This window comes from Novispirillum itersonii subsp. itersonii ATCC 12639 (assembly GCF_000381985.1).
Classification (GTDB): domain Bacteria; phylum Pseudomonadota; class Alphaproteobacteria; order Rhodospirillales; family Rhodospirillaceae; genus Novispirillum; species Novispirillum itersonii.
Genome location: NZ_KB907354.1, coordinates 1 through 11,861, shown reverse-complemented (window position 1 = coordinate 11,861; position 11,861 = coordinate 1). Strand labels below are relative to the sequence as shown.

General features: G+C 59.4%; 8 protein-coding genes. 6 read left to right on the top strand and 2 right to left on the bottom strand.

Going from position 1 to position 11,861, the window contains the following annotated elements:
* Positions 1 to 22 precede the first annotated feature (22 nt).
* From G365_RS0118045 to G365_RS0118035, 3 genes are read left to right on the top strand one after another with little or no spacing between them, the layout of a single operon-like run.
* Positions 23 to 1,492, top strand: a complete 1,470-nt coding sequence (locus G365_RS0118045; protein ID WP_155976365.1) for a Wadjet anti-phage system protein JetA family protein — start codon at positions 23 to 25, stop codon at positions 1,490 to 1,492.
* Positions 1,482 to 2,213: a DUF4194 domain-containing protein gene (locus G365_RS0118040; protein WP_019646943.1), complete on the top strand. Its 732-nt coding sequence runs from the start codon at positions 1,482 to 1,484 to the stop codon at positions 2,211 to 2,213. The genes G365_RS0118045 and G365_RS0118040 overlap by 11 nt, the downstream gene beginning before the upstream one ends.
* On the top strand, positions 2,200 to 5,706 hold the full coding sequence (locus tag G365_RS0118035) for an SbcC/MukB-like Walker B domain-containing protein (protein WP_019646942.1): 3,507 nt from the start codon (positions 2,200 to 2,202) through the stop codon (positions 5,704 to 5,706). The genes G365_RS0118040 and G365_RS0118035 overlap by 14 nt, the downstream gene beginning before the upstream one ends.
* A gap of 25 nt (positions 5,707 to 5,731) precedes the next feature.
* Here G365_RS0118035 and G365_RS0118030 read toward each other — a convergent pair whose 3' ends face one another.
* Complete coding sequence (locus G365_RS0118030) at positions 5,732 to 6,544, bottom strand: TIGR03915 family putative DNA repair protein (RefSeq protein ID WP_019646941.1); 813 nt, start codon at positions 6,542 to 6,544, stop codon at positions 5,732 to 5,734.
* 2 nt (positions 6,545 to 6,546) lie between these two features.
* The gene (locus G365_RS0118025) at positions 6,547 to 7,797 is read right to left on the bottom strand and encodes a putative DNA modification/repair radical SAM protein (RefSeq protein WP_019646940.1); all 1,251 of its coding nucleotides are present in this window, start codon (positions 7,795 to 7,797) and stop codon (positions 6,547 to 6,549) included.
* A gap of 152 nt (positions 7,798 to 7,949) precedes the next feature.
* Between G365_RS0118025 and G365_RS23965 the strand changes: the two genes are divergently transcribed.
* The 3 genes from G365_RS23965 to G365_RS0118010 all read left to right on the top strand — a co-directional run bounded on the left by G365_RS23965 (position 7,950) and on the right by G365_RS0118010 (position 11,743).
* A complete protein-coding gene (locus G365_RS23965; protein WP_155976364.1) occupies positions 7,950 to 8,090 on the top strand; it encodes a hypothetical protein in 141 nt (46 codons plus the stop codon).
* A 178-nt stretch (positions 8,091 to 8,268) separates the two neighbouring features.
* Positions 8,269 to 10,074 carry a hypothetical protein gene (locus G365_RS0118015; RefSeq protein WP_043742943.1) on the top strand — a complete coding sequence of 602 codons (1,806 nt, stop codon included), beginning with the start codon at positions 8,269 to 8,271 and terminating at the stop codon, positions 10,072 to 10,074.
* On the top strand, positions 10,067 to 11,743 hold the full coding sequence (locus G365_RS0118010) for an O-antigen ligase family protein (protein ID WP_155976363.1): 1,677 nt from the start codon (positions 10,067 to 10,069) through the stop codon (positions 11,741 to 11,743). Before G365_RS0118015 ends, G365_RS0118010 begins: the two co-directional genes overlap by 8 nt.
* The last annotated feature ends 118 nt before the right edge of the window (positions 11,744 to 11,861 follow it).

The following is an 11,861-nucleotide window of genomic DNA, read 5'->3' as shown; positions in this document are numbered from 1 at the left end:
ACCTGTTCACATGGAACAAGCCGTGACGCTTTTTGATAAAGTTCCCGATAAAATTTTCCGGCCTTTGGCGGCAACCAACCGTCGCTTTTACGCAGCCCTTCTGCTGCACCTGTATGAGCATACGTTCTCTGCCATTGGCGACACGCCGCGCCGTGCCGATGTGATTTCTGAGCTTGGGGATTACATTGACCGTTATACGCGCCAGAACGGGGCGCTGGAACAGGGTGATGAAGATGTGGCGCCGTTACAGGCCCGGGCCTTGGCGCGTGAGGCGAAATCCTCTGACACGCAGGATCTGCGCCGTTATTTTACCTTTCAGTATCTGGTTGATTGCGGCTGGCTGACGGAATCGCGGGACCGCTTTCGTAAGCTGGTGGATCTGTCTGCTGAAGGGCGGCTGTTGCTGCGGGAAATTCAGAAGATCGTTCAGGGCGATACCCGGTCTTATGGTGGCGCGGTGCTGAATGTGCTCGGTGCCCTTGATGCGGCCGTTGCCTTCCCCGATGACCGCTCTGAGGCGATCCGGAACGCATGGTCTTTTTCCAGCGATTTCTCGCACCATCTGCGGTCTTTGTCGTCCCGGATGCGGCGGATTGAAGATCACGTCCTGTCGCAGGACGGGCTGCGGGCGGTGTTTCAGGCGTTCTTCGATGAGTTTGTCGCCGACATGCTGATCGCAGACTATAAGACGCTGAAAACCCGGAACAATCCTTTCCGGTTCCGTCATAACATCCTGCAGCGGGTTACGGAGATCGAAGGGGATGCAGACCTTATGGCCCGCCTGTGCGGCGCGTATGTCCGCGAAGGCCGTGCGGCGGATGATGCCAGTGCTGATCTGGTCATCCGGCGGGAACTGCATGACGTGTACCGGCTGTTTGACACCATTGATCGCCATCTAGAGGTGATCAGCGAGACCCAGCAGCGTATTGAGCGGAAAATTCACACCATCGTCCGGTATATGGACCGTCACGATGGCGGAGCGGTGGAGCGGGCGACGGCGGCGATCCGGGCCCTTGGGGCGACGGGGGTGCGGATGGAGACGGATGTGCCCACCGATCCCTGTCTGCTGCTGCTCGACCCTCTGCTGGGGGGGGATATTCTGTATAACCGGCGTCAGGTCAGCCGGGGGATTGACCGCTCGATGGTCCGGGAAACCCATCCCGATCCGGCGTTTGAGGCGTTCCGGCTGGCAAAGCTTGACTATGCCCGTCAGGTGACGGTTTCACCGCAGCGGGTCCGGGCGTTTCTCAACCGGATTCTCGAGGGGCGTGATAGTGTGACTGGTAGTGAAATTTCGGTAGAGACTGTGGACGATTTTATTGTTTTTCAACGTCTTCGTGACGTTCCCTTTATGTTTGACGGGGCGCTTGCCCGCGATTTTTCGGTAACCCCGCTGAACCGCCGCGCCTGTAATTCGTGGCTGGATTTCCCGGATTTCACCGTTACGCGGGCGAAAACCGTTACCGCAAAGGGGCCGCACCATGGCGCATGAACTGAAAGATCTGGCGGAACTCCTCGATAAGGCTGACGGGCACCGCCCGGGGCAGGGCGTGCCCGAGCCACCGACGGAAGAGGAAGTCACCCGCTGCATTCAGGTGATGCTGTCCCGCCAGTGCATCTATCCGTTCCAGCATACTCTCAGCCGGGTCTATGCCATTCTGCGGTGGCATGGCTATCAGGATTTCTTCCGCCGCTACTTTGCCACCATGGGGCTGGAGCTGTACCACGATACCCGGTCTGACATGATTGCCCTGCGCTTTCCCGGTGCGGACAAAAAGCGCTACGACTGGCAGGCCAACCGGCTGAAAAAAGACGAAACGCTGGTGTTGTTTGTCCTGAAGCTGGCCTATGAGGAAGGCTTTAAGGCGCAGGCGATGACGGTGAAGGGTACGGTGGAGATCACCACCGATGACCTCATCGACAAGCTGAGTGTTGTCGGCGGTGTTGAGATTGAGGAAACCCGGCTGTACGCGATCCTCGAGCAGTTCCGGCGGAAAGGGATTGTGGTGCTGGGGGAACGGGATCCGGTGGAACGGGTGCGCCCGCTGACCGTCCTGCCCGGTATCGAAGTGGCCTGTCCCGACGCGTACATGCAGCAGGTTTCTGACTGGGCGGGGCAGATGCCCCCGGGTGAGACGACGGAGGGGGACACAGACGGACCGGATGGGGCGGCCGAGGCAGCCGGAGAGGAGGAAGATCATGCCGCTGTATAAGGCTACCCGTTTCAGCGCCTTCAACTGGTACCTTGTGTCGGCAAAGGATGTTGATATCCGGGATGCGACGGCTTTCATTGGTCCGACCGGCTCCGGCAAATCCTCTATCGAAGACGGTATCCAGACCGTGGTCTGCGGCGGCAGTCACCGCCATATCCATACCAACGCTTCGGCCAGTGGCAAATCCGGCCGGAAGATTATCGATTACTGTCTGGGGTACACCATCCCGAAAAGCGACGGTGGCGTGCCGTTGCGGTCGCAGTGCGAAACCGTGCTGAGCGTGGTGTTTTCGGCACAGCATGCCGACGGCAGCGTGCATCATGTCAGTGTTGGTCTTGCGCTGTCGGCGCGGGCTGAAGATTCCCGCGAAGTGGTGCTCAGCCGCTTTATTGCTCCGGGGTATCAGTTTTCCGTCGAAGACTTTAAGGAGCAGCGTGACGATGGCATCTATGTCATGCGCTGGGATGATCTGGAGAAAGAGCTGAAACGCCGCTGTCCGGCAGTCCGCTTTTACCGGAACACCGCAGAAAAGTTTGTGGCCGATATGCTGGCGGAAATGCGGACCCATGGCCGCCAGCCGGATACCCGCCATTTCCTGCACACGTTTTCCAACGCGGTGGCCTTCCGGCCGATCTTTGACCCGACCCAGTTTGTACGCTCCTACATTCTGGAGCCTGATCCGCTGGATATCGAGCGGGTCAGGGAGTCGATCCTGCGCTGGCGCTCTCTGGCGGAAACGGTGCGCCTGATTGAAGAGAAGCTGAAGCGTATTGCCTCGGTCCGGGCAAAGTATGCGGAATGGGGCAATCTGGTCATTGGCCGGGCGATGGACCAATGGGGGCAGGCCTGCGTCCGGGTTGATAAATCGAAGAAGGAACTGCGCCGCCTGTGTGGGCAGATGTCTGCCGCCAGCGCCGAGATGATCCGCGTTGAAGAGGCCCAGAAACGCCTTGAGCGCGAACTGGCAGCAGCAGGCAGCGAGCGGGACCGCCTGAAGGCAATGCTCAATGACAGCGGCATCAGTGGCCGTCTGCAGCAGCTGGAAGCAGACCGGAAAATTCTGGCCCTGCGGCTTGCCCCGGTGCAGGCGCAGGACAAGACCATCAGGGACCTGCTGCGGGCAGCCGCCACGCTGGAGGCGGTCAGTGAGTTTCTGCCCGCCTCTGCCCGCGGGGCGGTTGCGGCGGCGGCGTCTGCCGCCTCGCTGCTCGGAAAACCGGGGCTGGGGTGGCTGATCGAGCATGCGGGTGCGGTCGCAGACAGTCTGGCGAAGCTCAGACCACTGGCGGATCTGCCGTCCCGCCTCGAGCCGATGGTCGCTGACCGTCAGGCGGGCCTTGTTGATCTGCGCCGCCAACGTGAGGCCCTTGAGGAGAACATTGCCCGTGCTGCGGAAGGGGCGCGGCCCCTGTCCTCCCACACCGTGGCCTTCCTGCGGCTGTTGCGGGCGGAGGATATTGACGCCACCGTTTTCTGTGATGTGGTGGATGTCACGGATGCAGACTGGCAGTTCGCCGCAGAGTCCCTGCTGGGGCTGTTCCGTGAGGCGGTCATTGTTGCCCCGCGCCACCTGACCCGGGCCAACGAAATCCTGTATGCCAACCGGAATGCTCAGGGGCTGCATAAAATCCGTCTGGTGAAAACCAACCGGACCGACAGCGCAGAGACCGATCTTGATTCTGATAGCCTCGGCGCAGTGCTTAAGACGGATAACCCGCATGCTCAGGCCCTGATCTGTACTCATCTGGGCGGAGTCAAGCGGGTTGAGACGATTGCTGATCTTAACCGCGCCCACCGTGCGATCATGCGCGATGGGCGAGCCACCTCAGGCCTTGCCTTCTCGGTCAATCAGGACATCGTTCACATTCTGGGGCGGCAGGATGCCTCTGTGGTGCAGACCCTGCGGGACGGGCTGGACCGTCTGGCGGCGGACACCAGCCGGCTGACCGCAGAGATCGCCTTGCTGCGGCAGGCGCAGCGCTTTGGCGAGACCGTTGCCACCCTTGATCTCGATCCGCGGGCGGCTGCCGAGACCTATGATGAGATCCGCCGTGGGGAAAGTGAGATTGAGCGCCGCCGTCAGGCGGTGATGTCGGATGAAGAAACGGCGCTGATCACGGAAATTGACGCCATCACCAACGAAATCAGGCAGCGCCGGGCCGAGGTTGAGGACGCAAAAGAGGCGTGGAAGAAGGCTGTCGCCGCCAAAAGCAAGGCCGAGGCGGCGGTGGAGCGGAAGCGGGAGCAGATGCGGCTTGAGGTCGGTCTGATGCGGCGGGCCGCCAATGGTTTCGCCGCCCGCAACGAGGATCTGCGGACCGCCCTGCAATGGGCCGGTGACAGTGCCCCCCCGTATTTTGAAACCCGCCCGCACCGGGGCTGGCCGGGGGATGGCTTCCCGGCCCGGCACGATGCGTTCATTGCAGACTGTGCCACCCGTCTTGATCATATTGATGACCGGATCAGCCGGGCGGGTCTTCTCGCCCGCAGGATGCTGGACGACTATCTCCGTGATTACGGGATTGAGCGCCCGATGGCGGACGACAGCCCCTATCGCGTGGATTATAACTGGGTTGTCCTTCAGCACAGCAAGCTTCAGCAGAACGAGCTGCGGGAACACCGGGTCCGGGCTGAGGAAGCCGAGCGGGAGATGTATTTCACCCTCAAGGAAGACCTGCTGGTCAACCTGAACGGTCGGTTCCAGAAGCTGGATATCCAGTTGCGCAGCCTGAATGCGCAGCTGCGCCGTCATAAGTTTACCGGCCAGTTTTACAGTTTCCGTAAGAAAGCTGACCCCCGCTTTGACCGTCTGCGCCGCCTTGCCATCGAGGTTGGCAGCAACCCGGATAAGGCCCAGTCGATTGTTGCCAACCGCAGCGGCGATCTGGTGATGCAGGCGGCGATCTCTGAGCTGAACGAATATCTGGAAAATACCGGCGGTGAGGGGACCGAGGATTACCGCAACTACTTCACCTTTGATCTTTATATGCATCCGGCCAACACCGAGCCTGATGAGTCTATCGAGATCGACGACAGTGAAGTCCGGAAGAAAGGGCTGATCAGCCTGAGTGGCCGTGCCACGGTCGGATCGGGCGGGGAAGGGCAGGCGCCGTTTTATGTGGCGATCGCCGCTTCAATGGCTCTGGCCTATTATCCGGGGGGGCATCCGCATGGTGAGCCGTCAGGCATGGGCCTTGTGCTGTTTGACGAGGCCTTCAATAAGCTGGATATCGTCACCACCCAGTCCTTGATCCAGTTCTTCAAGGATCTTGGTCTACAGCTGATTTTGGCTGCCCCGGAAGACAAGCGGCCAACCTTCACCGAGGTTCTGGACTGCATCGTGTCCGTCAACCGCGACCCGGTGCGGCAGGAAGTCTATCTGGACAGTGAGTATCCGTCTGATTACGCCAGACAGCAGATTGCGGCCATCAACCCTGATCACATCGGGCTTGATGGGTTCCGCGCCCGGATGGAGGCTGTGGCCTCCGGCTGAGGACATGACCGGACCCCTCCTGCACTCAGGAGGGGTCCGGTCTTCTGCCCATCCGGCGCGGTGTGGTCGGGAGCCGGGCGATCATCTCGCGTTCCCGCTGGCTGGCTCCGGCCACCAGAGACGGGATCAACGCGGCCTCAGGCAGCCCGTGCCAGTATTTTTTCGGCATTTCTTTCAGCATGGCCCGGGAATTGACCCGCGCCGGGTTGAAGGTGGAGGCGTAATAGCTCTTCCAGATGGCCTCTACCGGGTCATCCCCCGGTGCGTCGGTTTTCTCTGCCGGGGGGCCTTCGGTCAGGCTGCGGGTATCCCAGTGCAGCGATCCTTCCGGGGTCAGGATCGACCAGTGCATGGTGGCAAAGCGGTTGACGAAAAATCCGGCGGTAGCCCGCAGAATGTGGTGATCCGGTTCAAACCACGCGACAAAGCGTGATTGTTCGCCCTCCGTCAGTTCCCGAAACCGTACAAAGGCGTGCATTTTATGAACGTCCCGCCCCACCGCCTGCTGCATCCGCCGCAGAACGGAAATCCGCCGGTCAGCACGGTCCTGCAGGATGTGCGGCTGTACCAGTACCCGCAGAAGCAGGGCATAGAGCAGACTGAAGCGCTGCGGATCACGGTGCAGGCACACGCTGGCAGCCAGCCCGAGAAAGTCCTTGGGGACCGTCAGGCTCCGGTTGGGCAGGGCGGTCCCGGCGGTGGCGGCAAACAGGTCCGTGGGGGCATCCCCGATCTGCCACAGGACCTGATCGGCGGGTACCCGCTCCGCCGCCAGTGCCCGGGCTGCGGTGCGCCAGCCGTCAAAGTCATCCTCATCATCCAGTCTGACCACCCGCATGATTACCCCGCAAACAGGTCAAGCTGCTGTGGTTGGGGGGCAACCAGCTGACGCAGGTCGGTGCGGTCGGTCAGGCTGATAGGCCGCCAGTCATCGGTGATCAGAAAAGGCCGCAGCTTTTTCAGTGAAACAGTCAGTCGGCCAACATCTTCCAGCCGCAGGCGCCGCCAGCGCCGGGCCTGTACAATTGCCTGCACCGCCCGGGGGCCAAGCCCGGGGACCCGCAGCAGCAGTTCTTTCGGGGCGCGGTTGACATCGACGGGAAACTGTTCGCGGAATTTCAGGGCCCACGCCAGTTTGGGGTCGATATCCAGCGGCAGCATACCGGTTACCGGGTCGGCGGCATCTCCCACCTCGTCCGGGGTAAAGGCATAAAAGCGCATCAGCCAGTCGGATTGATACAGCCGGTGTTCCCGCATTAACGGCGGGCGGCGTGGCGGCAGGGCCGCACTGGCATCGGGGATCGGGCTGAACGCTGAATAATAGATCCGCCGCAGCTCAAACTGGCCGTACAGTCGGCCGGCACGGGCCACAATGTCGCGGTCATTGGCGGTATCGGCACCGACGATCATCTGGGTTGATTGCCCGGCCGGGGCAAAGACCGGGGCATAACGGTATCGCCGCCGCGCATCGGCCCCGTCAGCGATTGCGGTCTGCATAAAGCCCATGGCGTTTTCAATCCGGGTTTCCGATTTTTCCGGGGCCAAGGCATGCAGACCATCACGGGTCGGCAGCTCGACGTTGATGGAAACCCGGTCGGCATGCTGTCCGGCGCGGGTGACAAGGGCCGGGTCGGCGTCCGGGATAGTTTTCAGATGAATGTATCCCCGAAAGTCGTGGTCTTCCCGCAGGGACCGCGCCACTTCAAGAATCTGTTCCATTGTGTAATCGGGGCTGTGAATGATCCCCGATGACAGGAACAGTCCCTCAATATAATTCCGCCGGTAAAAATCCAGCGTCAGGGCCACCACTTCCTGCGCGGTGAAGCGGGCCCGGCGCACGTTGGAAGACCGCCGGTTGATGCAGTAGTGGCAATCAAAGATGCAGCTGTTGGTCAGCAGGATTTTCAGCAGGCTGATGCAGCGCCCATCCGGGGTGTAGGCATGGCAGATGCCGCTGCCGCCGGAGGTGGAGCCTATTCCTTTCCCGCCGACAGAACTGCGCTTCTTACCGCCTGAGGAGGAGCAGGACGCATCGTATTTGGCTGCGTCAGCAAGGATGGAAAGTTTTTGGGCAATATCCAGCTGGGCCATGGCGGTCAGCCCTCTCTCCGGGGTGATCTTGTTTTGTTCTAATCTCTCTGATGCAGACTAATGAGTCGCCAGCCGGGCGCAAGAAAAATGTTCACCCCTTGTTCCTTCCGGGGGCGTTTCATGTTCGCGGCGATCGTGTTGCGGGGCGTCTGGTGTCGGTCCACGGGCCGTTTAATGCCGGAAGGATCAAGGCGATTCAGGCTGTGTACGTCGGTCATGACCGTCTGACCCTGCAGGGCCGTGCTTTTGTTGAGATCCGGTTGCTGAACTGGGGGGAGGGGAGCCGCGCCTGATCAGGTGAAGAAAAGACTGTTTCGACAATTATCGGGTGATATACCGTGTCCCCCACAATGCAGGGGGATCTCTGTGTTGTAAGGCGGGACAGAGATCATAGCGCTCTCTGCTGTACAAAATTGGTGTGGTGGTGCCCGTATCGTCTCTCGGGGCTGAATTTTCAGGGGTTTCTCGGTAATGGGTCTTCGGTTGCCTTTGCTGCTGGGATTGCTGCTGGCGTTTGCCGTGGCCTGTTTAATGCTGGGGGTGGCAGCGGTATTTCCTGTGCAGGTTTTTCCGTCCGGGAATTATGCCTGCGCCATCAATTCCATTGCTCCCGAGGACTGTACGGCTGGGGCCCGCTGGGTCGGGACGCTTAATGTCCTCGCTTATGGCGGTGTGATTGCGCTTGCTCTCTGGCGCCGCTGGCTGATGGTTGCGGTTCCGGCCGAGAGTACGGTGCGCGAGGCAACGGCGAGCGAATATCTGTTTGTCGCAGGCAGCCTGACCGTGATGGGGATTCATCTCGGCCTGATTCAGTTTGGCCCGGCTTTTGTCTCCCGCCTGAACGAGTCCAGTGCTTATGGGCACTTTGTCTCGATGGAAAACCTCGCCTTACCGGCCCTGTTGCAACTGTATCTATACGCCCGGCCCCGCAGTTTTCTGAAAATGGCCCTTGGTGTCAGCCTTTTGATGGGGATGATTCTGTCGCCGTACCGGGCGATGGTGGTGGCTCTCTATGCCTTTGGCTTCCTGCTGCCCCTTGCTGAGCAGGCCTGTACCGCAGTGTGGTCGAAGCGGCGTCGGCAGGAGTTTCCGGCCTTTTGTCGGCGCAATGTGATGACCGGCCTGTTCGCCCTGCTGCTGGGGGCCGCCGTTGTGCAGGCCGGGATTCAGGATACCAGAATGCGCTCGCCGAGCTGGCTGGCGATGAGCATGGGGCTGTCGGTCTTGCCGCGCGAGCATACGGCCCCCGCTGACGCAAAGGAAAAGGCACCCGGGGGGCAGCAGGTCATCGTGAACCGGTCCGGTCAGCGTGTCGTTCTGCCCGCTCCTCCGGCAGACATGTTGATGCCGCCGGGGGATCTGAAAACCCGGCTGGGGCAGCGGGTGGCCTTTCCGCTGTATCAGGCTGTCATGGCGGGGCATCTGGTGGACAGCGGTGTTGAGATGCCGACCCTGACCGATCAGCTGTTGCGGAAGTTACGGCTGAGTGATGCCCCCAATCTCGAAGAATTCCTGTTCCGTCACATTTATGGCGGGGCCGGGCTGGGGGAGACGACGTCGCTGATTTATGGTGAGGCAAGGGCCTATTTCCCCGGGCCGCCGATCCTGTGGATGATGGCCGTCCCGGTTCTGCTGATTTTTGCGTGGCGGTATTTGGCCCGTAAGGGGGTGGAGACCGATGTACTGTTTGGTTTTGCCCTGTGGCGGACCTCTTTTGCAGGCCTGATGCCGATTTTGCCATCACTTTTCCTGCAGTCTCTGGCCTTGTGGGGATGCCGGACGTTTCCGATGCAACGGCTGAAAAAACCGGCACATGCGCTTCTGGTTCTGGCGCTTCTGGCGGTTGGGGGGATCCAGGTCTGGGCCCTTGGGGCCGCGCTGGCGGGACGGAACGACATTCTCTATGCCCGTTATGACCTGACGCCGGGGTGTTATGTTCAGGCCCGGTCAATGATTGCTGAAGCCATCGGTGATGCGGCCCTGGTTCATGGTCAGTCGATGAACGTGGTGGTCAGCGCCATGAACCGGACGTCCCTTCTGGTGGCTTTTCCGGCGGGTATGGCCACGCAGCCCGTCTTAGACGATGCGGGCCGGGCAATCGCCAGTCTGTCTGTTTGCCTGTCTGATCCGGCACGTCAGGCTCCGCCTGAAGCGGTTGCGGTACAGAAGCAGACGCAGGTTGATCGACCCCTGAGCATATTGGGCCTTTTGACGGCGGTTGGATTTCTGTTCGCGTTATTCCGTGGCGTTATGATTTGGCGGGGCAGCCGTGATTAAGCGGGTAGCACGGTGGGAAGAGCAACTGTCTGACAGAGGCATGGCCGGGGTTTTGGTCGGGCTGTTGGTGTGCTTTTTAGCCTGTGCCGCTCTTGGATTGGTTTTTCCCCGGCTTGCTCTTAGCGCGGTAGGGGGGATTTTGATTGGAGTCAGCATCCTTTTCCCGCAAAGCAGTCTCTTACTGTTAATCATGATTACCCCCATTCAAGGGATCTGGGGGATATCACGCCAGGAAATGCCGTTTATTCTGGCACTATTGATTATATCAATTAATATTAAAAATTATAATAGCTGGAGAGATGCTTTAAAAGTGAAATCAATTTTCGATAAAAAATCAATATTAATAAAAATAATGTTCATGTTTTTATTTGTTTATTCATTTTATTTTTTAATAGGAGGATTATTTTACAATAAAATATTATCTTTAAATAATTTCAAAGAATTAGTTTTCCTTTTTTGCGTATGCGGATTTGCCATGATTGTTTCCTCTTATTGCGCGGGTCCGCGAAGAGAGGCCTTCTACCGTTCTGCAATGTGCGCCGTCGCTTTATCCTTGGTCTTCACTATCCTTGTTGACGTTCTGGCGGTCTACTTTTCAGAAACGGCTTTGGCCCTCCGGCTGATACCCAGTTGGCAAGGGGTGCGCTTGGCTGGCGTGCATGCGAACCCTAATGCGACAGCAAAATTCCTTATTGCCGGACAAGCTTTCCTTCTGGCGGCGGTTTGGGCTGCCTTTGTATGGGATGGTTCAGGCCCGTTACGGTGCTCTGTGCGCATAAAAATCGCATTGCTGTTGATGACTGCCCTTGGTGCTGTTGCGATAGGGGCGACTCTGTCGAAAGCCTCCCTGCTGGGCATGACCGGGGCTCCCTTGCTTGCGGCGCTTTGGCTTTGGGGGCGGTCCCGTCGCCGTGCTGTTTTTTCTGCCGGGTCTGCTGTTGTCGTATTGGGACTGGCTCTTGGGTATGGGGCCGTTCTTGCCGGGGGTCTTGAAAAGACGGTTATCCAGCGGGGAATGCATAAGCCAAGCCCGCCAGAATTGCCGAAAGCCGCTGAAAAAAAATCGGAAACTCCGGATTTGGCTGCGCGTCTGGCAAGTCAGTTCCGGCTGTCCCAGTCTGTTGAGATGACGGTCGCGCCGCCGGTGGCCGGTCAAGCCCAAAGAAAGAGAGAGATACCCGTTGATCGCAGCGAGATGTACCGCAATTTCGATGGCCCGATTGAGTATAAGACCCGTGAATGTGAGAGTGTAACTTGTACCGGACAACGGGATCGGCTGTGGCGGGCTGGCCTTGAGATCTGGAAAGAGAACTGGCTCCTTGGCATCGGCCCCGGTGGCTGGAGCGAGGCTTATAGCGCAGCCCTGCAGTTTCCCTTTGATACTCCGCATAACGCTGTGATCGAGATGGGAGGGGGATTTGGCCTTCCCGGGCTCGGCATCTATGCTCTCTTCGTCTGGTGTCTTCTGGGGCAAATCCGTGCGGCCTTCCTGACCTCCTATGCTGATTTCACGACGGCTGTCTATGTCCGGGGGGCTGTGCTTTTTGCGGGCGCTATTTTGATTACTGAGCTGGTTGACCCGGCAAAGTTTTTTGCGATGAGTCCGCATACGATCTGGTTATGGGGGCTTTTGGCGGGGCTGCCGCCTGCGGGAGAGGAGGGGGCCTGAAACCGGCCTGAAACCGCAGGGTCCTGAAAAAGAGTCATTTTTCTGAAAAAAGTGTTTGACGGTTCTGCGTGGGGGACCTATAAAGCGCCTCCCGACGACGCGGGCCGCAGCGAAAAGC

Excerpts from the sequence above, each read along its gene's own strand:
- G365_RS0118035 (WP_019646942.1), top strand. The coding sequence starts at position 2,200 with ATGCCGCTGTATAAGGCTACCCGTTTCAGCGCCTTCAACTGGTACCTT.
- G365_RS0118030 (WP_019646941.1), bottom strand. The coding sequence starts at position 6,544 with ATGCGGGTGGTCAGACTGGATGATGAGGATGACTTTGACGGCTGGCGC.
- G365_RS0118025 (WP_019646940.1), bottom strand. The coding sequence starts at position 7,797 with ATGGCCCAGCTGGATATTGCCCAAAAACTTTCCATCCTTGCTGACGCA.
- G365_RS0118040 (WP_019646943.1), top strand. The coding sequence starts at position 1,482 with ATGGCGCATGAACTGAAAGATCTGGCGGAACTCCTCGATAAGGCTGAC.
- G365_RS0118015 (WP_043742943.1), top strand. The coding sequence starts at position 8,269 with ATGGGTCTTCGGTTGCCTTTGCTGCTGGGATTGCTGCTGGCGTTTGCC.